25 protein-coding genes are annotated in these 20,928 nt (G+C 58.7%); 2 read left to right on the top strand and 23 right to left on the bottom strand.

Annotated elements, in window-relative coordinates; translation table 11 throughout:
* Nucleotides 1-3: 3 nt before the first annotated feature.
* From ACR0J0_RS07940 to ACR0J0_RS07845, 20 genes are all read right to left on the bottom strand, one after another.
* Nucleotides 4-408, bottom strand: a complete 405-nt coding sequence (locus ACR0J0_RS07940; protein ID WP_480662735.1) for a DUF5333 domain-containing protein — start codon at nucleotides 406-408, stop codon at nucleotides 4-6.
* Between the two features lie 98 nt (nucleotides 409-506).
* Entirely contained in the window at nucleotides 507-902 is a 396-nt protein-coding gene (locus ACR0J0_RS07935) for a hypothetical protein (protein WP_480662733.1), read from the bottom strand.
* On the bottom strand, nucleotides 902-1,318 hold the full coding sequence (locus ACR0J0_RS07930; RefSeq protein ID WP_480662732.1) for an MAPEG family protein: 417 nt from the start codon (nucleotides 1,316-1,318) through the stop codon (nucleotides 902-904). The genes ACR0J0_RS07935 and ACR0J0_RS07930 overlap by 1 nt, the downstream gene beginning before the upstream one ends.
* A gap of 57 nt (nucleotides 1,319-1,375) precedes the next feature.
* On the bottom strand, nucleotides 1,376-2,674 hold the full coding sequence (gene nuoF / locus ACR0J0_RS07925) for an NADH-quinone oxidoreductase subunit NuoF (RefSeq protein ID WP_480662730.1): 1,299 nt from the start codon (nucleotides 2,672-2,674) through the stop codon (nucleotides 1,376-1,378).
* 12 nt (nucleotides 2,675-2,686) lie between these two features.
* Nucleotides 2,687-2,908, bottom strand: a complete 222-nt coding sequence (locus ACR0J0_RS07920) for a DUF5337 domain-containing protein (RefSeq protein ID WP_480662728.1) — start codon at nucleotides 2,906-2,908, stop codon at nucleotides 2,687-2,689.
* Nucleotides 2,909-2,941: 33 nt separating this feature from the next.
* Nucleotides 2,942-4,039, bottom strand: coding sequence for an NADH-quinone oxidoreductase subunit NuoE (gene nuoE / locus ACR0J0_RS07915; protein WP_480662726.1), 1,098 nt, complete (start codon nucleotides 4,037-4,039; stop codon nucleotides 2,942-2,944).
* Nucleotides 4,039-4,521, bottom strand: coding sequence for a hypothetical protein (locus ACR0J0_RS07910; RefSeq protein ID WP_480662724.1), 483 nt, complete (start codon nucleotides 4,519-4,521; stop codon nucleotides 4,039-4,041). Before ACR0J0_RS07910 ends, nuoE begins: the two co-directional genes overlap by 1 nt.
* A complete protein-coding gene (locus ACR0J0_RS07905; RefSeq protein WP_480662722.1) occupies nucleotides 4,518-5,741 on the bottom strand; it encodes an NADH-quinone oxidoreductase subunit D in 1,224 nt (407 codons plus the stop codon). Before ACR0J0_RS07905 ends, ACR0J0_RS07910 begins: the two co-directional genes overlap by 4 nt.
* Nucleotides 5,741-5,863 (bottom strand): hypothetical protein, encoded by a 123-nt coding sequence (locus tag ACR0J0_RS07900; protein ID WP_480662721.1) that lies wholly within the window; start codon nucleotides 5,861-5,863, stop codon nucleotides 5,741-5,743. Before ACR0J0_RS07900 ends, ACR0J0_RS07905 begins: the two co-directional genes overlap by 1 nt.
* A gap of 1 nt (nucleotide 5,864) precedes the next feature.
* Nucleotides 5,865-6,041 carry a hypothetical protein gene (locus ACR0J0_RS07895; protein WP_170422563.1) on the bottom strand — a complete coding sequence of 59 codons (177 nt, stop codon included), beginning with the start codon at nucleotides 6,039-6,041 and terminating at the stop codon, nucleotides 5,865-5,867.
* A gap of 2 nt (nucleotides 6,042-6,043) precedes the next feature.
* Entirely contained in the window at nucleotides 6,044-6,646 is a 603-nt protein-coding gene (locus ACR0J0_RS07890; RefSeq protein WP_480662718.1) for an NADH-quinone oxidoreductase subunit C, read from the bottom strand.
* Between the two features lie 11 nt (nucleotides 6,647-6,657).
* Nucleotides 6,658-7,191 carry a NuoB/complex I 20 kDa subunit family protein gene (locus ACR0J0_RS07885; RefSeq protein ID WP_480662716.1) on the bottom strand — a complete coding sequence of 178 codons (534 nt, stop codon included), beginning with the start codon at nucleotides 7,189-7,191 and terminating at the stop codon, nucleotides 6,658-6,660.
* A complete protein-coding gene (locus tag ACR0J0_RS07880; RefSeq protein WP_050602775.1) occupies nucleotides 7,182-7,547 on the bottom strand; it encodes an NADH-quinone oxidoreductase subunit A in 366 nt (121 codons plus the stop codon). The genes ACR0J0_RS07885 and ACR0J0_RS07880 overlap by 10 nt, the downstream gene beginning before the upstream one ends.
* A 194-nt stretch (nucleotides 7,548-7,741) precedes the next feature.
* Nucleotides 7,742-8,524, bottom strand: coding sequence for a crotonase/enoyl-CoA hydratase family protein (locus ACR0J0_RS07875; protein ID WP_480662714.1), 783 nt, complete (start codon nucleotides 8,522-8,524; stop codon nucleotides 7,742-7,744).
* 9 nt (nucleotides 8,525-8,533) lie between these two features.
* The gene (locus ACR0J0_RS07870) at nucleotides 8,534-9,388 is read right to left on the bottom strand and encodes a hydroxymethylglutaryl-CoA lyase (RefSeq protein ID WP_480662712.1); all 855 of its coding nucleotides are present in this window, start codon (nucleotides 9,386-9,388) and stop codon (nucleotides 8,534-8,536) included.
* Nucleotides 9,389-9,454: 66 nt separating this feature from the next.
* Entirely contained in the window at nucleotides 9,455-11,383 is a 1,929-nt protein-coding gene (locus ACR0J0_RS07865) for an acetyl/propionyl/methylcrotonyl-CoA carboxylase subunit alpha (RefSeq protein WP_480662710.1), read from the bottom strand.
* Complete coding sequence (locus tag ACR0J0_RS07860; RefSeq protein ID WP_480662709.1) at nucleotides 11,373-11,831, bottom strand: hypothetical protein; 459 nt, start codon at nucleotides 11,829-11,831, stop codon at nucleotides 11,373-11,375. Before ACR0J0_RS07860 ends, ACR0J0_RS07865 begins: the two co-directional genes overlap by 11 nt.
* A 2-nt stretch (nucleotides 11,832-11,833) precedes the next feature.
* The gene (locus ACR0J0_RS07855; protein ID WP_480662707.1) at nucleotides 11,834-13,438 is read right to left on the bottom strand and encodes a carboxyl transferase domain-containing protein; all 1,605 of its coding nucleotides are present in this window, start codon (nucleotides 13,436-13,438) and stop codon (nucleotides 11,834-11,836) included.
* The gene (locus tag ACR0J0_RS07850; RefSeq protein ID WP_480662705.1) at nucleotides 13,435-13,899 is read right to left on the bottom strand and encodes a lysozyme inhibitor LprI family protein; all 465 of its coding nucleotides are present in this window, start codon (nucleotides 13,897-13,899) and stop codon (nucleotides 13,435-13,437) included. The genes ACR0J0_RS07855 and ACR0J0_RS07850 overlap by 4 nt, the downstream gene beginning before the upstream one ends.
* Nucleotides 13,896-15,422, bottom strand: coding sequence for an AMP-binding protein (locus ACR0J0_RS07845; protein ID WP_480662704.1), 1,527 nt, complete (start codon nucleotides 15,420-15,422; stop codon nucleotides 13,896-13,898). The genes ACR0J0_RS07850 and ACR0J0_RS07845 overlap by 4 nt, the downstream gene beginning before the upstream one ends.
* Nucleotides 15,423-15,558: 136 nt before the next feature.
* On the opposite strand from ACR0J0_RS07845, the gene ACR0J0_RS07840 reads away from it, so the two are divergent.
* Nucleotides 15,559-16,164, top strand: coding sequence for an OmpW/AlkL family protein (locus ACR0J0_RS07840; protein ID WP_480662702.1), 606 nt, complete (start codon nucleotides 15,559-15,561; stop codon nucleotides 16,162-16,164).
* A 52-nt stretch (nucleotides 16,165-16,216) separates the two neighbouring features.
* Here ACR0J0_RS07840 and ACR0J0_RS07835 read toward each other — a convergent pair whose 3' ends face one another.
* The 3 genes from ACR0J0_RS07835 to ACR0J0_RS07825 form a co-directional block, all read right to left on the bottom strand.
* Nucleotides 16,217-17,380, bottom strand: a complete 1,164-nt coding sequence (locus ACR0J0_RS07835) for an isovaleryl-CoA dehydrogenase (RefSeq protein ID WP_480662700.1) — start codon at nucleotides 17,378-17,380, stop codon at nucleotides 16,217-16,219.
* Nucleotides 17,381-17,533: 153 nt separating this feature from the next.
* Nucleotides 17,534-18,724 (bottom strand): DegT/DnrJ/EryC1/StrS family aminotransferase, encoded by a 1,191-nt coding sequence (locus ACR0J0_RS07830; RefSeq protein ID WP_480662698.1) that lies wholly within the window; start codon nucleotides 18,722-18,724, stop codon nucleotides 17,534-17,536.
* 39 nt (nucleotides 18,725-18,763) lie between these two features.
* A complete protein-coding gene (locus ACR0J0_RS07825; protein WP_480662696.1) occupies nucleotides 18,764-19,435 on the bottom strand; it encodes an HAD-IA family hydrolase in 672 nt (223 codons plus the stop codon).
* Between the two features lie 133 nt (nucleotides 19,436-19,568).
* Here ACR0J0_RS07825 and glmU point away from each other — a divergent pair, with 133 nt between their 5' ends.
* The gene (gene glmU / locus ACR0J0_RS07820) at nucleotides 19,569-20,924 is read left to right on the top strand and encodes a bifunctional UDP-N-acetylglucosamine diphosphorylase/glucosamine-1-phosphate N-acetyltransferase GlmU (RefSeq protein ID WP_480662694.1); all 1,356 of its coding nucleotides are present in this window, start codon (nucleotides 19,569-19,571) and stop codon (nucleotides 20,922-20,924) included.
* Nucleotides 20,925-20,928 lie beyond the last annotated feature (4 nt).

Raw genomic sequence — 20,928 nt, 5'->3', positions numbered from 1 at the left:
GGTCTAGTTCGCCCTCAAATACACGCCGATGGCGCTGTTTCTTTCGATTTCCGCCTGCCCAAGCGTGCAGAAGGAACTGGGGTTGTCGTAGGACACATCGTGCTGGGCCAGATAAGCCTCGCCCTTGGCGCGCATCCGGTTCTTTTCGGCATCCGATTCCACGTAGGCCCGGATTTCGCTGTCCGAGTACCCCAGATTGTTTGCTGTGGACTTCAGCCCCCACATCACTCCGATCGCCTTCAGTCGACGCCCGCTGATCGACGGGCAGTATTCCGAAATCTCGTTTGCAATCGCGATGTAATAAAGCTCGTCGTCAATCTCCTTGACTTCGCGCAAGGGCGACTTTGCTTCCGCAACGGCCGGAAGCGCAAGCACCAACAGCAGAGCGAGCAGTTTCAAACCAGACATGACAAATCCTTTCGTCTTGGAACCTCCAAAACGATCTGCGCTCGGGGCGCTATTCAATAACATCCCCGATGCCGCTGGTTGATATGCAAAAAACCGCTTCATGGTCGCTGGCAGGTTCCGGCAAAGGTCATTTTATCGTCGGCGATGCGCAGATTTTGCGGTTCGGTCTCGGGCCCGACTTTCCAGTCGATTTTCGAAGTGCCGAAGGCTGCGATACAGAACTTGGTGCCCTCATAGCGCCCAGCTTCGCGCGCGCCATCCAACGAAGCCGACACCCCGTTCACAACCACGGTGAAATCCGCAGGCGCTTTTTTCTTATCAACGGCTTTCGCTTTGGCCCGGAATGGCTTGCCGTCAAAGAGAATTCGGTCGTCGGAGGGCGACACGATTCCACAGGCTGAGACGATCGTCAGCACGCCCAACGCGCCGGCCAATGCCGCGCGTCCTATCCAGAAACTTCTTCCTGCCAACGAAGGGATACCTTTCTTATTCATCAAAATGCCGCCACCAAAGCCATGACGCCCATCAGGACCATGCAGGCCCATCCGATGACGTAAAACACGGATCGCAAACCGCTATGAGGTTTTCCGATTCCACGCATGTGAATAACCAACATGACGATGCGCGCAACCAGGGCCAGCGAGGCAAGCAGGTTCACCCAGAACGGGCTGGCACCCAACAGGATGGCCGCGACTGTGACGGTCAGATAGGCGGGTAGCGTTTCGGTTCCGTTCAGATAGGCCCGGTTCAGTCGATAGGCCTTGTCCGAATAATCCTGATCCGGCGTAGCGCCTGGAGCCAATCCTTTTCCAGCCTTGGCCAGTGCTGAAAACGGCGACAAAAACAGGATGATCACCGTAAAGATCACGAGGGACGCGATGGCGTGTGAATACTCCGCAAAAGTCTCCATGACATTACTCCTTCACCAGAACGCGGCTTGAGATTGGCTCGATGTTACGCACTCCAATCACTCCGCCGCCATTGCTCCCATGCGCCCCGATTTTTGCGCTTTGATACGGTCCTCAATCTCTTCCCGGAAGTTGCGGATCAGGCCCTGGATCGGCCAGGCGGCCGCATCTCCCAAAGCACAGATCGTGTGGCCTTCGACCTGCTTGGTCACGTCAAACAGCATGTCGATCTCTTCCAGTTCGGCCTCGCCCCTTACCAGTCGATCCATCACGCGCATCATCCAGCCCGTGCCTTCACGGCAGGGCGTGCACTGACCGCAGCTTTCATGCTTGTAGAATTTCGACAGACGCCAGATCGCTTTGATGATGTCGGTGGACTTGTCCATCACGATCACCGCCGCTGTTCCAAGCCCCGACCCCAAGTCGTTGCGAAGGTGGTCGAAGTCCATGATCGCGTCGCGCATGTCCTCTCCGCGCACACAAGGCACCGATGAACCACCGGGGATCACCGCCAGCAGGTTATCCCAACCGCCGCGAATACCGCCGCAATGGGTTTCGATCAGCTGCTCGAACGGGATAGACATCGCCTCTTCGACCACACACGGGTTGTTTACGTGGCCCGAGATGGCAAACAGTTTGGTGCCCGCGTTGTTCTGACGGCCAAAGCCTGCAAACCAGTCCGCCCCGCGACGCAGGATCGTCGGCACAACGGCGATGGATTCCACATTGTTCACAGTCGTGGGACAGCCGTAAAGCCCCGCCCCAGCCGGGAACGGAGGTTTCATGCGCGGCATGCCCTTTTTGCCCTCAAGGCTTTCGATCAGGGCGGTTTCCTCACCGCAGATATAGGCCCCGGCCCCGTGATGCAGGAACAGATCGAAATCCCAGCCCGATCCGGCAGCGTTCTTGCCCAGCAAGCCCGCGTCATAAGCCTCATCAATTGCCGCCTGCAGCGCCTCACGTTCGCGGATGTACTCGCCACGCAGGTAGATGTAGCAGGTATGCGCATTCATCGCGAAAGACGCGATCAAACAGCCTTCGATCAACGTATGCGGATCATGACGCATTATCTCACGGTCTTTACAGGTTCCCGGCTCGGATTCGTCTGCGTTTACGACCAGATAGGCCGGACGCCCATCGCTTTCCTTGGGCATGAACGACCATTTCAGACCGGTTGGGAAACCCGCACCACCGCGTCCGCGAAGGCCCGAGTCCTTCATCGTCTGGATGATCCAGTCGCGCCCGTTCCCGATCAGGCCAGCGGTGCCGTCCCAATGCCCGCGGGACTGCGCGCCTTTCAAACTGCGCTCATGCATCCCGTAGATGTTGGTAAAGATCCTGTCCTGATCCTTCAGCATCGTGTCTAACCTTCAGCTGTCCTGACGCATGCGCCAGAGTTGAAAAATGTTCACGCCCGCATAGATAAACCCCGCCAGAGCGGCGAAATCAAACAGCAGCGCATAGCGCCCCGGCAATCCTAGCGCGGGGCCGATGAACAGCGACATGGCAAGCCACAGCAGCATGGTCACGGCGATGACCACCCCGATATGTCGGCCCTTGCGGGCTATGGCCTGTTCTTTTTCCTTGTCCATCTCACCTTGATACCCCGGATGGGCACCGCAATATTAGTCTTCGTAAGTACCGTCTTCCTTGGCACGTTTGGCGAACTCGGTTTCCTCACCCGCCGCTAGTTTACCAGCCTGTTCGATCCAGCCATCGCGTTCGATCCGCCCCTTGAACTTCAGACGGGCATCAACCCAGGCCACCTGTTCCGGTGTCCATTTCGCGATCTGGTCGTAGTGGTAAAAGCCCAGTTCGTTCAGCGTCTCTTCCAGCTTCGGCCCAACACCTTTCAGCAGCTTGAGGTCATCCGGCTGGCCGCCCCGAGCCTCGCTTAGCGTTTCGGGTTGTTCTTCCTTAGCCTTTGCCTCCTCCGCCTGTTTTACGGCGGGTTTCGCGGGTTGAGGGGCTTTTGGCGGGTTCGGGGCCGCCTTGGACGCCGCTGCCTTGCCATCTTGGCCGAGCCAAGGCGTCAGGATCGGCACTTCGGTGCCGTCGATGCGCTTGACCGTATCGCCCAAATCGGTCGCCAGTTCGACACTAGCGTTATACTGAGGCTTACCGGCTTCATATTCGTTCAGGCTGCTGAGCCCCTTCAATGGCTCTGCCGCGTAACGCCCGTTCTGCGGGCCCGGAACCGGCACTTTTCCCGCCACCAGATCGTCGATGATCTTACCAAAACTCTCGGCGGTCAGGTCCTCGTAGTAATCCTTGCCGATCTGCGCCATCGGCGCATTGGTGCAGGAGCCAAGGCATTCGACCTCTTCCCAGCTCAGTTTGCCGTCGGCTGACAGCGCATGCGGCTTGGCCGCGATCTTTTCCTTGCAGACCGCAATCAGATCCTCGGCCCCGCAGATCATGCACGACGTCGTGCCGCAGACCTGAATATGCGCAACTGAACCAACCGGTTGCAGTTGGAACATGAAGTAGAACGACGCAACCTCGAGCACGCGGATATAGGCCATGCCCAGCATGTCGGCGACGGATTCAATCGCCGGACGGCTCAGCCAGCCCTCCTGTTCCTGTGCACGCCACAGCAGCGGGATGACCGCACTGGCCTGACGCCCTTCGGGATATTTCGTAATCTGCGCTTCGGCCCACTGCTGATTTGCAGCGGTGAAGGCAAAGTTCTCGGGTTGTTCGGGGTGCAGACGGCGCAGCATTAGCAGGCATCTCCAATCACGATAATATAGGGATCTTCTTGATGCGCACGGCCGTCAGCGATCAGCCGGTCTATCAGGACCGGAGTTTCGGTCTCGGTGAAACCAGCAGGCCGTAGTTTGATCTCGGCCTCCTCTTCCCCCATGCGGCACCCGTTTAGGCGAACGAACTCATACAACGCATCTACACGACCCTCGGCATCCTCCGCCGCCAGACCATGTGCGCCACAAATCGCCGGAGCAATCTCAAAAACCGAGCCATCCAAGCCAGCCAGCCCTTGTTCGGCCCAGCCATTGATCACAGCGCTGACATCCTCTGGAGTCAATCCTCGCGAAGAGAACGCGTTTTCGGCATTCGCTGTATGTAGTCGACAACCGCTTTCACGCATCACCTCCAATACCTTAGCAGTGGGGTGCTGCGCGGCGGCAACGCCCGCCGCGTTGAAGGCAGCAGCAATACTCAGGATCAGAACGGCCTTGGTCACCGGTCAATCTCCCCGAACACAACATCCATCGTCCCGATAATCGCGGCGACGTCGGCCAGTTGGTGGCCCCTAGCGACATGATCCATGGCTTGCAGATGCAAATAACCCGGGGCACGCAGTTTGGCCCGGTAAGGTTTGTTGGTGCCGTCGGCGACCAGATAGACGCCGAATTCGCCCTTGGGGGCCTCGACGGCGGCATAGACCTCGCCCGCAGGGACGTGGAAGCCTTCGGTGTACAGCTTGAAGTGATGGATCAGACTTTCCATCGAGGTCTTCATGTCCGAGCGTTTCGGCGGGGTGATCTTGCCACGGGCCAGAACGTCACCGGGGCATTCACGGATTTTGGAAATGGCCTGACGGATGATCAGCAGCGACTGGCGCATCTCTTCCATGCGGACGAGATAGCGATCATAGCAGTCGCCATTCTTGCCTACGGGGATCTGGAATTCGAACTCGTCATAGCATTCATAGGGCTGCGCGCGACGCAGGTCCCATGCCAGACCCGATCCACGCACCATCACGCCCGAGAAGCCGTATTTCTGGATGTCATCCTCGGTCACCACGCCAATATCGGCGTTGCGTTGTTTGAAGATGCGGTTTTCGGTCAGCAGACCGTCGATATCATCCAGAACGGCTGGGAATTCATGGCTCCATGCCTCGATATCGTCCAGCAGTTCCGGCGGCAGGTCCTGATGCACACCCCCGGGGCGGAAATAAGCGGCGTGCAGGCGCGCACCACAGGCACGCTCGTAAAACACCATCAGCTTTTCGCGTTCCTCGAACCCCCACAGAGGCGGGGTCAGCGCGCCCACGTCCATCGCCTGCGTGGTCACGTTCAGCAGGTGGTTCAGGATGCGCCCGATCTCGGAATACAGAACCCGGATCAGTGAGCCCCGGCGCGGCACCTCGACACCGGTCAACTTTTCGATGGCCAGACACCAGGCATGTTCCTGGTTCATCGGCGCCACATAGTCGAGACGGTCGAAATACGGCAGGTTTTGCAGATACGTCCGGCTTTCCATCAGCTTTTCGGTGCCACGGTGCAGCAGACCAATATGCGGATCGCAGCGTTCGACGATCTCGCCGTCCAGCTCAAGCACCAGACGCAGAACCCCATGCGCCGCAGGGTGTTGCGGGCCGAAGTTAATGTTGAAATTGCGGATCTTCTGTTCTCCGCTCAGCGCGTCCGTGCTGCCGTCATCGTATCTTGAGCCGTCCATCAACGCCCCCGTTTCTTTTTCGCTTCGGCCCGAACCCGGACCTTTTCCGCCTCAGCCGCCTTTGCCGCGGCCCCTGCCAGCAGCACCCCCAGCGCGCCCAAAACGATCAATTCGCCTATCATGTCAGCGGCGCTCCATCTCTTGCAGCTTCATGGCCATCATCCACAGCAGGACGATCACGACTGGAGAGATGATGCATGCAAACGCCCAGTTCTTGTTGATCCCGAAATGCGGCAGCAGCTTGATCATCGGAACGACCGTTGCCACCACCAAAACTATCCAGATCAGGAACTCGAACATGATTAGGTCTCCTGTTTCTCATCCCCGGGCAGAATGTAATTCGCCCCTTCCCATGGGGACATAAAATCAAACTGACGGTATTCCTGAACAAGGCTGACCGGTTCGTAGACCACACGCTTTTGCGCCTCGTCGTATCGCACTTCGGTATAGCCGGTGGTCGGGAAGTCCTTGCGCAACGGATAGCCGCGGAACCCATAGTCGGTCAGGATGCGCCGCAGATCCGGGTGGCCGGAAAACAGAATGCCGAACATGTCGAACACCTCACGCTCGAACCAGTTGGCCGAGGGGTGAACGTCAGTGATTGAGGGCACCATATCTTCTTCGCGGATCGAGACCCGCAGGCGAATGCGCTGGTTCTGGTACATCGACAGGAAGTGATAAACCACGTCGAATCGCTTGGCGCGTTCGGGGTAATCGACACCAGTGATATCCACGAGGGTCGTGAACTTGCAGTTCTGGTCGGACTTCAGAAATTCAATGAATTCCACGACGTTCGACAGGGCAACATCCACGTTCAGCTCACCGTGGGTCACATCCCATGACAACACGCAGTCTGCCCGCTTCAGTTCCAGCTGCGCGCCGAGTTCCTTGAGTGCTTCGCTCATCAGCTCTCTCCTCAGCGTATGATTGTGCCGGTGCGGCGGATTTTACGTTGCAACTGCATCAGACCATACAGCAGTGCTTCGGCAGTCGGAGGGCAGCCGGGCACATAAATGTCCACCGGAACGACACGATCACAGCCGCGCACAACAGAATAGGAATAGTGATAATAACCACCGCCATTCGCGCAGGAGCCCATCGAAACGACATAGCGCGGCTCGGGCATTTGGTCGTAAACCTTGCGCAGCGCCGGAGCCATTTTGTTGGTAAGTGTGCCCGCCACGATCATCACGTCAGACTGACGGGGCGACGCACGCGGCGCGATGCCAAACCGTTCAGCATCATAGCGCGGCATTGAGGTGTGCATCATTTCAACCGCGCAGCAGGCCAGACCAAAGGTCATCCAGTGCAGCGAACCGGTGCGGGCCCAGTTGATAATGTCCTCGGTAGAGGTCAGCAGAAACCCTTTGTCCTGCAACTCGGCGTTCAGGGCTTGGGTGGCGACTTCTTTGTCGACGCCAGCGGTGTTTGCGCCCGTCATCACTCCCATTCCAGGGCCCCCTTCTTCCATTCATAGGCAAAGCCGATAGTCAGAACGCCCAGGAACACCATCATGGACCAGAACCCCACGTCGCTGATGTCCTTGAAGCCGACGGCCCACGGGAACAGGAAGGCAATTTCCAGATCGAAGATGATAAAGAGAATCGAGACCAGATAGAACCGGACATCGAATTTCATCCGCGCATCGTCAAAGGCGTTGAAACCACATTCATATGCGCTGACTTTTTCGGGGTCGGGATTACGGACCGCCAGAACGACAGCAGCCAGAATCAGGACGATTCCAAGGCCTACAGCTACGGCCAGAAACACCAGAATCGGGAGGTACTCCCGCAATAGGTCTTCCACGTACAGCTCCTTTCCTGCGCATACCCTGAACGGGTGCGCCGTCAATTGGCGTGTTGACTGGACATTCTCTATCCGCGCGGGGTCAGAGGGTCAACCGAACAGAAACGCGCAGGCGACTAATATTCGTCCCGGCGCAGCCGCTGGCAGATGCTTTGCACATCCAGTCGCAAACGCTTCGCAAGTAGCGCCTAAACCTAACTAATCCATGCAGGTTTTCGTTTTTCGAAGAATGCGCCGATTCCCTCTTTGGCCTCGTCGGTTTCCCACCTCTCAACCAGTTGGCGGATCGTGTGATCGATAACGGCATCGTCAATGCATGGCCCCAGCTGCCGAACCAGTTGTTTTGCGGATGCAACCGCCCCCGGCGCACAGGAAAGGTAGGGCAAGACTTCCGCCTCGATCGCGTCGCCAAGACCATCGGCGGGCACAGTTTTGGCCAGCAGTCCGAGCTCCACTGCTTCAGCTGCATCGAATAGCCGAGCAGACATGAACACGCGCCGCGCGCGGGCTTCACCCATGCGAGCGATGACATAGGGACCAATCGTCGCGGGGATCAAACCCAGCTTGGTTTCCGTCAGTCCCATTTTGACCGTATCGACACCAACCGCCATATCACAGACCGATGCCATCCCGACGCCGCCGCCAAACGCATTGCCCTGTATCGCGCCGATCAGAGGCTTGGGCAGTGAGTTCAGCGCCTGCAGCATTTCCGCAAGCTTGCGCGCTTCGACAAATCGCGTTTCGGGGTCGGCTGCCATTTGCGCCTGCATCCAGCCCAGATCGCCTCCCGCGCAAAAGCTCTTTCCCGCACCGGTTAGCACAACTACCCGCACAGCATTATCCGCCCCAAGCTGACCAGCCGCCTGTGTCAACTCGGTGATCATCTGCGCCGACATGGCGTTGTGCTTTTCAGCGCGATCCAAAGTCAGGGTGGCCACGCCGCGGGCGTCCGCGGTCACCGAAATCGTTTCGAACATGACTGCTCCTTACTCCGACCGCATGGCGCGCGCCATCTGCGCGGCCTCTTCGATGACGTCCGGGTCAATCCCAGTCTGATATCCAAGCCTTTCCAAGTGGGCGACGACGGCCTCGGTGGCCACGTTCCCTGCAGCTCCGGGCGCGTAAGGACAGCCACCCAACCCACCGACAGCACTGTCAAAAACCCGAACGCCAAGCGCCAGCGCAGCGTCGATATTGTCAATCGCCCGCCCGTTGGTGTCATGGAAGTGACCTGCCAAGCGGGTCATCGGCACACGCTCACGCACCGCCAGCAGCATATGGGCGATGGTGTCGGGTGTCCCCTGCCCGATCGTGTCCCCCAACGAGACCTCGTAGCATCCCAGCGAGAACAGCCGGTCCGCGATCTCAGCCACTTTTTCAGGCGGAGTTGGACCGTCGTAGGGACAATCGGTGACGCAGGACACATAGCCACGCACCGGCAGGTCAATATGGCGCGCGGCTTCTAAGATCGGCGTAAAGCGCTCAATAGACTCCTCGATGGTAGCGTTGATGTTTGCCTTCGAAAATCCTTCGGAGGCGGAAGCGAACACCGCAATTTCGTCCGCTTTGGCCGCTAGCGCGTCCTCGTAGCCCCGCATGTTTGGTGTCAGCCCAGCATAGCGCACTCCATCGGCCCGCTTAATCCCCGCCAACACATCCGCGCTGCCTGCCATTTGCGGCACCCATTTGGGTGAAACAAAGCTGGCCACTTCGATACGGTTGAAACCGGCCCGACTGAGGCAATCAACCAGAGCCACCTTTTCGGAGACTGGTATTTCTCGCTTTTCGTTCTGCAATCCGTCTCGCGGACCCACCTCAAAGATTTCGACCCGATCACCCATGGCTGTGCCCTTTTCTGATTGCCGTATTCAAACCGACTGTGCCACGTTGCGCGGAAACGGGACAGATCATTCCTCCTCCAGCCGGACCAGAGCGGCGCCGGCCTCGACCTGAGCCCCCGCGCCCGTCAGCACCTCGGCAACGACACCATCGCGCGCGGCCAACAGGGAATGCTCCATCTTCATCGCTTCCAGAATTGCCAGCCGGTCGCCTTCTTGCACCGCTTGCCCCACTTCGGCAAAGACCGCTTTGACCAGACCTGGCATGGGGGCTTCGATCACATTAGTATCGCCGGCAGCACTGGAATCCCGATCCAACGGGTCAACGATATCAATGGCTTGCCCATAGTTCCGGAATACCGTGATCCGAGAACTCGAGATGGAAACGCGTGGCATCGCCTCGCCACCGATAGTCCATCCACCTGCACTACGCTCGGACAGGATGGTCTCGCCGCCCACCTGCCAAAGCTGTCGGTTTGGGCCCTCGACCTGCACATCCAGATCGATGACGTCCTCAGAACGCAACTGAACGGCCCGATGCAGCGGGGCCCAAAGCGAAAATCCCGTTTCCTCACCGGTATCGACCAGATCCAATGCCGTCATGGCGGCAGCAACCATGGATGTCGCCGGGATTGGGGTCTCCTGAACCAGAGCGCCCAGATCGCGCCCGATCAAACCTGTATCCACATCACCAGCGGCGAATCCCTCGTGCCTGGTTAGCGCGCCAAGAAAGCTGAGGTTCGTCACTGTTCCCGCGACTTCGGTGCCTTGCAGAGCGCGATGCAACTGCTCCAGCGCGACGGCACGCGTGGGGCCGTGGACGATCACCTTGGCGATCATCGGGTCGTACCAGGGGCTGATTGTATCGCCTGCTCGCACGCCGCTGTCGGCGCGACAATCCGCCGGGAACCGCAGATGTGTCAGCGTACCAGTCGCTGGCAGAAAGCCTTTCGGCACATCCTCGGCGTACAGGCGCGCCTCGAACGCATGGCCCGAAATCGACAGGTCCTCCTGACGCTTCGGCAGCGTCTCGCCTGATGCAACACGCAACTGCCATTCCACCAGATCCACGCCGGTAATCGCCTCTGTTACCGGATGCTCCACTTGAAGGCGCGTGTTCATCTCCATGAACCAGAACCGGTCCGGGCGCAGGCCGTCCGAGGCATCCACAATGAACTCAACCGTCCCCGCGCCCTTGTAACCGATTGCCTCGGCTGCGCGCACGCCCGCCTGCCCCATCGCCTCGCGCATCTCAGGTGTCATGCCGGGGGCCGGGGCTTCTTCGATCACCTTCTGGTGCCGACGCTGCAGCGAACAATCCCGCTCAAACAGATGCACAGCATGAGCGCCGTCGCCGAACACCTGCACCTCGATATGGCGCGGCTTGGCGACAAACTTTTCGACCAGCACCGCATCATTGCCAAACGCGGTCCGCGCCTCACCCCGGGCACTGTCCAGCGCCGAGGCAAAATCCTCCGGACGCTCGACCAACCGCATGCCCTTGCCGCCTCCGCCAGCAACGGCCTTTATCAAAACCGGGTATCCGATCGTGTCAGCCGCACCGGCCAAATGCTCAGGGTCCTGATTGTCGCCGTGATAACCCGGCACGACAGGCACCCCTGCCTTATCCATCAAAACCTTTGCGGCGTCCTTCAGGCCCATCTTGCGGATCGCATCTGCCGACGGGCCGATGAAGGTCAGGTCAGCGGCCTCGACCGCATCCACGAAATCGGGGTTCTCGGACAGAAAGCCGTAACCGGGATGGATCGCCTGCGCGCCTGTGTCCAGCGCCGCCTGAATGATCACATCCCCCTTCAGATAGCTCTCGGCGGGGGCCGCGCCGCCGATATGGACCGCCTCATCCGCCATCTGCACATGCTTTGCCGAGGCATCAGCGTCTGAATACACCGCCACACAGGACACGCCCATTTTCTGAGCCGTTTCCATGACCCGGCAGGCAATTTCACCCCGGTTCGCAATCAGGATTTTAGTGAACATTGTAAACCGGCCCTTCGAATGACACGCCAATTGGCATTTCAGTTTTGAGATCCCATGAAGACGCTGTGCATTCGAACGTTTCATCACGAAAATAGAATAAGTAGTGGTTGGCAAGCGTCGGCTTTTCTCCAACCCTAACCCAGGGAGTTTTTTCCTGTTCCTCCAAGAGATCACCGGTCACAGCAAAGAACTCTCCCCATTCCGGCGCGAGTTTGCTGAAGCGGCATTGTCCCTTGTACCAACCTTCCTCATTTAATGGCAAAAACCGGAACCTGTGGCATTTATCGAATTGCAAATACAGCGCGCCTTGTGACAACTCAGCTGGATTGCTCCATACGTTCGGAGCAAAACGCAGCCAACACTGGTTTTTCTCAATTCCTACCTTGGGCAGCGGAGCATTTGGATCGGCATTCCAATCAATGCTCAGTTTTTCGAATGACGTTGGCATGTTCACATCCTGAACACGCCGAAACGTGTCTCCTCGATCGGCGCATTCAGTGCGGCGCTCAGCGACAGAGCCAAAACATCGCGGCTTTTGCGCGGGTCGATGATGCCGTCATCCCATAGCCGCGCCGAAGCATAAAGCGGGTGCGATTGCTCCTCGAACATCTCCAGCGTCGGGCGCTTGAACTCAGCCTCTTCTTCAGCCGACCAGGTAGCGCCCTGCCGCTCGATCCCGTCGCGTTTTACGGTGGCCAGCACGCCCGCGGCTTGCTCACCGCCCATCACGGAAATCCGCGAGTTCGGCCAGGTCCACAGGAAGCGTGGCTGATAGGCACGACCGGCCATGCCGTAGTTTCCAGCACCGAACGAGCCACCAACGAGCATGGTTATCTTGGGGACCGAGGTTGTGGCCACCGCCGTCACCATCTTGGCCCCATGCCGCGCGATGCCTTCGTTTTCGTATTTCCGACCGACCATGAACCCGGTGATGTTTTGCAGGAACACCAGCGGGATCTTGCGCTGCGAACATAGCTCGACAAAATGCGCGCCCTTCTGCGCGGCCTCCGAAAACAGCACGCCGTTATTGGCAATGATCCCAACCGGGCAACCTTTGACATGAGCAAAGCCGGTCACCAGCGTCTCACCGAACCGGGGCTTGAACTCATCGAAGCGCGAGCCATCGACCAGCCTCGCGATCACCTCGCGGATATCGTAAGGCGTACGTAGGTCGGCAGGGACGACGCCCAGGATTTCCTCGGGGTCATAGGCGGGATCTTCGGGGTTGGCCCAATCCACTGTCTGCGGCTTGCGCTGGTTCAATGAACCCATGGCCCGACGCGCCAACGCCAGAGCATGTGCATCGTCTTCGGCCAGATAATCCGCCACACCGGACAGGCGGGTATGAACATCGCCACCCCCCAGATCTTCGGCGCTGACCACCTCACCGGTTGCCGCTTTGACCAAAGGCGGTCCGGCGAGAAAGATCGTGCCCTGCTCTTTCACGATAATCGTCACGTCCGACATCGCTGGCACATAAGCCCCACCCGCTGTGCACGACCCCATGACCACGGCGATCTGAGGGATGCCCTTCGCGCTCATCCGCGCCTGATTGTAGAAGATGCGGCCGAAGTGGTCGCGGTCGGGAAAGACCTCATCCTGATTGGGCAGGTTGGCGCCGCCACTATCGACCAGATAGATGCAGGGCAGATTGTTTTCCTCAGCGATCTCCTGCGCGCGCAGGTGCTTCTTGACCGACATCGGGTAATAGGTGCCGCCCTTCACGGTGGCATCGTTACACACCACCATGACCTCTTGTCCCTGCACCCTGCCAATGCCCGCGACAACACCGGCACTCGGGGCAGCATCGCCATACATCCCATGCGCCGCCGTTGCACCGATTTCCAGAAACGGAGACCCCGGATCGAGCAGGTTTGCCACGCGGCGACGCGGCAGCATCTTGCCGCGCGATTCATGCCGCGCACGGGACTTCTCGCCTCCGCCCATGCGGGCCGCTTCGGCAGCGGCAGAGATTTGTGCCAGCGCGTCGAGGTGTGCAGATCGGTTTGCCTTGAAGCCCTCGGAGGCGGGCATGGCTTTGGATGTGAGTTTCATTCCATATTCCCCAAATCGCGTAGTTCCAACGCACGTTCAGCAGTTTCAACCAAATAGCAGTTTGCGGCTACGATCGTTCGGATCGTCCCGCCTGACCACAAGCTATATTGCAACCCGCACTCAGCATCCCGGAATCTGATCCACGCCCGCTGGACATCTCGCAATTGGTTTGCCAGTTCTGGGTCTTGTTCAGCTAATTCTGAGCGACGTAGCTTGTATTGTTCATTGAGAAGCGCATCCCAAACCGCAGTTTCTGCCTGAATACACAGAGATATCCCAATCGTCGTGTCATTCCCCGGCGAAGCCTGACAAGTGTTTGCTGCTTGTCCTGTGCACTCAGGTACATTCGTCCCCGTCCGTTCCTGGGAAAAACACTGCCGGATGTAGGCGTCATCCACTGAAGCTTGTTGGGCAAAAGTAACTGTCGGAACGAACACTAACAAGATTAACGAACGTATCATTTAATAACTTCCCCCGCCGCCCGCGCCTTCAATTCCTTACGGATCACCTTACCCGTCACTGTCATCGGCAATTCCTCCAGAAACGTCACCTCGCGTGGGTAGGAGTAATGCGCCAGACGGTCCTTGACCCAATCCTGCAACTCGGCGCCCGTCGCCTGTGCCTCAGGTTTCAACACCACATAGGCCTTCACAATCTCGGTCCGCAGGGGATCGGGCTTGCCGACGACGCCCACTGTCGCCACCGCCGGGTGGGTCAGCAGGCAATCCTCAATCTCGGCCGGACCGATGCGATAGCCAGCGGACGTGATCACATCGTCATCGCGACCGACAAAGCGCAGATAGTCGCCCTCCCACACGCCGCGGTCGCCGGTGATCAGCCAGTCGCCGTGAAATTTCTCAGCAGTCGCCTCAGGGCGCTTCCAGTATTCCAGCAGCATCGAGGCGGAGCCTCGCCGGATCGCCACGTCACCCTCTTCGTCGGTCGGAGTGCCGTCTTCGTCGATCACCGCAACCTCGTGCCCCGGCACCGGTTTACCGATGCAGCCGGGCTGTACCGGGAAGTCTTCCGAGCAGGAGGAGACGACCATGTTGCATTCGGTCTGCCCGTAAAACTCGTTGATCGTCAAGCCAAACGCCCGCTGACCCCAGGCCAGCATCTCGGCCCCCAGGGGCTCACCCCCCGAGGCAACAGACCGCAACCCCGGAATGGACTGATCCGCCGCCTTGAGCATTCGCAACGCAGTTGGAGGGAAAAATACGTTCCGCACTCCGCCACGCGCGATCACGTCTGCGCAGGCCTCGGGAGTGAATTTGTCCAGGCGCGCGGCAGCGACCGGGATGCCCAGTGCGAGACCGGGCATAAGAACGTCAAACAGCCCTCCGATCCAGGCCCAATCGGCGGGTGTCCACAGACAGTCTCCTTCGCGCAGGTTGTTGTGGCTGATCGAGACGCCCGGCAGGTGCCCGGTCAGAACCCTATGGCCATGCAACGCGCCCTTTGGGCTGCCTGTCGTACCGGACGTATAGATCAGGACCGCCGGGTCCTCGGGGCCGGTGTCGGCGAAGGGCACCGGATCACCTTCCTCGCCTATCTGATCGACCATCAACGGCTCGGCCAGATCCCCCAGCAGCGCAGCACCTTCCGGGTCGGTCAGAACGACCCGCGCCCCGGCATCGCCCACACGAGATCGAAGGGCGTCTTGCTTGAACAGTTTGAACAAAGGCACCGAGATCGCGCCGATTTTCCAGATCGCCAGATGTGACGCCGCGCACCAGGTCGACTGGCTGAGCAGAACGCCTACCCGGTCGCCCGGCTGCACCTTTTTCAACAACGCGCGCGCAAGCCCGTCCGTCATTTCTGCGAGCCGCCGATAGGTGACGCGCTCCTCGCCTGCCCCGGTCAGATCAATCAACGCGACCCGCTCGGGCGCGTGGGCCAGACACTGACGCGCCATGTTCAGACGTGACGGAACATCCCAGCCACCCGCTGGGCGCAAGCCCGGTATGCGATTAGCGTCTACCACACCGGAAGTTCCTTATTTTTCTGAACTTTGTCGCTGAAGCTCCCAACGGATCCGTCACACAGATTTGATGCAGATCAGAGTGAACGCACCTTGCGGCTGTCAAAGCGGTTTCATCAACAAAACCAAAGGCAAGAACATGCAAAAGAAACTCGCCGCTTTGACCCTTTCCACCGCGCTGGTGGCGCTTGCCGCCCCCGCACTTGCCCAGTCGCAGGGTGACTGGACCGTCGGTGTCGGTGTCGGTTACCTCGACCCCAAATCCGACAATGGCACGCTGGCCGGACAAAAGGCCGAGATCGACTCGGACACCCGCCCGATCTTCACCGCCGAGTACTTCATCCGTGACAATCTGGGTATCGAGCTGCTGGCGGCAACGCCGTTCAAACACAACGTCACCCTGGGCGGAAGCGTCGACGCCGGCAGCGTCAAGCACCTGCCGCCCACACTGTCGCTGAACTATCACTTCGCGACCAACAGCGCGTGGAAACCTTATGTCGGCGCCGGTCTGAACTACACGATCTTCTTCGACGAGAAATCCCCGCTGGGCGACCTGAAAGTCGACAACTCCTTTGGTGTCTCGTTGCAGGCCGGTCTGGACTACATGGTCTCTGACAATGGCGCTGTTCGTCTGAACGTCCGCTGGTTCGACATCGACTCGGACGTCAAGCTGAACGGAACGAAAATCGGCAAAGCCGAAATCGATCCCTTCCTTGTCGGCGTATCCTACGTCCATAAGTTCTGATCCTTTACCGGAAAGCGCCCCGCAGTTACCTCGTCTGCGGGGCGTTTTTGTCTCAGAGCATCTCGTTCATCAGTTCGCGCCCGATCAGCATCCGGCGGATTTCGCTGGTGCCCGCGCCGATTTCCATCAGCTTGGCATCACGGAAGATTCGACTGACCGCCGAGTCCGCCAGGAACCCTGCCCCGCCCATCGCCTGCACGGCCTGATGCGCCTGCGACATCGCCTGCTCCGAGGCATATAGGCAGCACGCCGCCGCGTCCTGACGGGTCACATCTCCCCGGTCACATGCCTTGGCAACCTCATATACATAGGCCCGGGCAGAGTTCATCGCGGTGTACATATCCGCGATCTTGCCTTGCATCAGTTGGAAGCTGCCGATGGGTTTTCCGAACTGCTTGCGCTCGGCCAGATACGGCATGATCTCATCCAGACACGCAGCCATGATCCCTGTCCCGATCCCGGCCAGAACCACGCGCTCGTAATCCAGCCCGGACATCAGAACAGCGACGCCCTTGCCCTCTTCGCCCAGCACGTTTTCGAAAGGCACTTCGACATCTTCAAAGATCAACTCGGCGGTGTTTGACCCGCGCATCCCCAACTTATCGAAATGAGGAGAGGTCGAGAAACCCTTCATTTCTTTCTCGATCAGGAAGGCCGTAATGCCCTTTGACCCAGCCTCCGGATCCGTCTTGGCATAGACCACCAGAGTATCTGCGTCCGGCCCGTTGGTGATCCAGTACTTGTTGCCATTCAAACGATAGTGGTCGTTGCGCTTTTCAGCGCGTAGCTTCATCGACACAACGTCGGACCCTGCCGAGGCTTCGGACATGGCCAGCGCTCCGACATGTTCGCCGGAGACAAGACGCGGCAGATACTTCGCCTTCTGCTCGTCATTGCCGTTTAGTTTGATCTGATTGACGCACAAGTTCGAATGCGCGCCGTATGAAAGAGAAACCGAGGCCGACGCCCGCGCGACTTCCTCAACTGCGACGGTATGGGCCAAATAGGACATGCCTGCCCCACCATACTCTTCAGGAACCGTGATTCCGAGCATACCCAGATCACCCATCTCTTTCCAAAGCTCATTTGGAAACGCGTTTGAGGAATCGACTTCGCCCGCCATTGGCTTGACCCGCTCCTGCGCCCAACGATGCACCATTTCGCGCAGGGCGTTCACGTCCTCACCCAGATCAAATTGCATGGTCGCCGTGAACATAAGCGATCTCCTCTTTCGCATTAATGAACAGTTGTTCAATAAATAGCAGCGAATCTAAATCGGGTCAACGACGGCATCCCAAAAACAAACCGCCGCCCCAACCGGGGCGGCGGCCTCAGAAAAAAGCGTGCGCGTCTCGCGCACTCCATGGGATTACGACTGGTAGACGGCGCTAACCTCGGCCCGGATGATCCGCGCGATAAGGCTACAATCCTCTAGCGAAAAGGTCAGTGGAACGCGCATATCCACGATCCCGGCTAGGATTCGATCACTTTTTGGCATCGGCGCGCTTTCCGCGTACCGCCAGCTGTCGTAGCGCGACGTGAACCCGCTCGGCTCCGCTCCACCGAACCACTTGAGCTCAACCCCACGCGCCGCACACCGGCGGATCACCTCGTTCACCCGTTCAGGCGACCAATCCAACAGCAGGAACTGAATCGAAGACCCGACAAAAGTCTCGTCTTTGGGGCGCTCGACGATAGTCAGCCCTGGCGTTTCGCGCAGGCCATTCTCAATCTCAAAGTAGCGCTCGTTCCAACGCTGTACTTGTTGGTCCAGATCCCGCAATTGTGGCCGCAGGATCGCAGCGCGGAGGTTGTCCATCCGTCCCGATACGTTGGGCGTATGATACTTAATCCGTTCAAACACCTCGGGCCCCGGCGCGGCAAGATGACGTTCGTAGAGCATATACGACCCCGACAACATCGTTGCCTTAGCCGCCAACTCCTCGTCATCGGTAATCAGCAACCCGCCCTCACCCGAATTGACGTGCTTGTAGGTCTGGCACGAGTAGCACCCGATGGCACCCTGCCGCCCGGACAATTGCCCGCGCCACGCGGCTCCCATCGTATGGGCACAATCTTCGATCACGATCACACCAGCGGCGTCGCACATCTGCATCAGCCGATCCATATCGCACAAATGACCGCGCATATGGCTGAGCATCAGAACGCGCGCCTGATCCAGCTTGGACTCGAGATCGTCCCGATCAATCGTCAGATCCTCGGTCACGCCTACAAAAACCGGGCGCGCGTTGACCGAGGCGATAGACCCAGGCACAGGTGCCAAAGTGAACGCATTTGTCAGAACCGGATCGCCCGGTTTTACGCCTACGGCCCGCAATGCAGTGGCCAACGCATATCCGCCCGACGACACAGCCAGACAGTATTTCGCCCCCATTTGGGCAGCAAATTCCTGTTCCAAAAGCGCCGTTTCACCCAACTCTCCGGGCACAACGTTGTAGCGGTGCAAACGCCCGTGCCGCAAAACGGCCAGGGCGGCCTCAACCGCCTCTTCGGGGATGGGTTCCTGTTGGGTAAAACTGCCGGTGAATGTCTCTGTCATGGGATTGTTCTGGTCCTGCAAGACGGTTGGGTCAAGAGTTTACGCGGCCACGCCGATCAACTCTGCCACCAATCCCGGCAGGTCATCGAAATGGTGAAGCAACGCTTCGGGTTCCAACTCGGCCATATCGGCACCAGACGGGCCAAACGTAACCAGTACCGAGGGCACACCTGCAGCACGGGCCGTGTTCCGATCCGTGTCGGAATCGCCGATCAGTACACATAGATCAGGGTGCCCCCCTGCCCGGCGGGCGGCTTCGCGCAGTGGTTCCGGATCGGGTTTGCGCACGGGCAGCGTGTCCGCACCGACCAGCGAGGCAAACTGATCGCGTACCCCCATTTGGGTAAGCAACTGATGCGCCAGCGCTTCGGGTTTGTTGGTGCAAATACCAACGCCGTAGCCCGCAGTCCTCAACCCCTCAACCGCATTCAGCGCACCGGGATAGAACTGCGTATGCGTATCGATGTCTTCCGAGTATGCGTCCAGCAGCATCGGATAGTAGGCCTGAACGGTCGCATCATCGTAGGCACCGACCCTTTTCAGACCATGCGTCAGCATCATCCGCCCCCCGCGCAGAGCAATTGCCGCGTCCTCACCGTGAACCAGTACGTCGCCGTGCCCCATATGGCGGAAACAGTGGTTGGCCGCGGCCAGAAGATCGCCGGATGTATCGGCCAAAGTCCCGTCCAGATCGAAGATTACCGTACGCATATTGCCTCCTAATTCGGCGGGTCTTCGCCATAAGTGTTGCAAACGGCAATCTTGTTTGATGCCCGTACCGCTTGCGCCTTTGAACTCAGCGGATAAAACGGGCCGCGAAAAAACACAAAGAGAAATCGATTTCATGAGTATTGCCCTCGTCATCCTTGCCGCCGGAAAAGGCACCAGGATGAATTCGGACACCCCAAAAGTTTTACACCCGATTGCCCAAACCCCGATGCTGGTTCACGCGATGCGCGCTGGTGCCGTTCTGTCCCCCGAACGGACCGTTATTGTCACCGGTCACGGGTCTGAGGCTGTTGCCAAGGTCGCCACTGCCGAGGATGAAGCAGCTCAGATCGTTGTTCAGGAAGAACAGCTGGGAACGGCGCATGCCGTTGCTCAGGCGCGCGATGCGCTTGAAGATTTCGAAGGCGATGTCATCGTCCTTTATGGCGACACTCCGTTTATCGACCCCAGAACGTTGGAACGCATGATCGAAGCGCGTGCATCCTTCGATTTGGTCATGCTTGGTTTTGATATTGCTGAAGTTCAGCCGCGCTATGGCCGGTTGATCATGGACGGTGACAAGCTTGTCGAAATCGTCGAATACAAAGACGCGACCGAAGAACAGCGCGCCATTCGCTTCACCAATAGCGGTCTTCTGGCCTGCGATTCCAAACTGCTGTTCGAACTGATTGATGCGGTCAGCAACAACAACGCATCGGGTGAATACTACCTGACGGAAATCGTGGCACTGGCCAACGCGCGCGGACTGACTGCAACCGCGATCAAGTGCGACGAGGCCGAGACGCTGGGCGTGGATTCTCGTGCAGACCTCGCAGCAGCGGACGCCGAATTCCAGACTCGGGCACGTAACGAGCTTTTGGCTTTGGGTGTAACGCTGATGGCACCGGAAACGGTTTACTTGTCCGCAGACACAATCATTGGGCGCGACACAGTGATTGAACCCAATGTCGTATTTGGCCCCGGTGTTACTGTTGAAAGTGGCGCGACGATTCGGGCGTTTTCCCATTTGGAAGGCTGTCACGTCAGCCGCGGTGCCATCGTCGGACCCTATGCGCGCCTGCGTCCGGGAACCGAACTGGCCGAAAACACGCGTATCGGCAACTTTGTCGAGATCAAGAACGCCGAAATCGCCGAAGGCGCCAAGGTCAATCACCTGAGCTATATCGGTGACGCTTCTGTAGGTGCCGCCAGCAATATTGGCGCAGGTACGATCACCTGCAACTATGACGGCGTCATGAAGCACAAGACGACCATTGGCGAGAACGTCTTTATCGGGTCGAACACCATGCTGGTGGCCCCGGTATCTGTCGGCAACGGCGCGATGACTGCAACCGGCACTGTGGTGACGCGAGACGTGGATGCGGATGCTTTGGCCGTGGCCCGCGCCAAGCAGGAAAACAAGCCCGGGTATGCAAGCAAACTTTTTGAGATGTTGAAGGCGAAAAAGGCTCGCCGCGACAAAGGAGCTTAATTTT

The organism is Ruegeria sp. BF12 (assembly GCF_056538705.1).
This window is presented reverse-complemented; position numbering and strand designations above follow the sequence as displayed.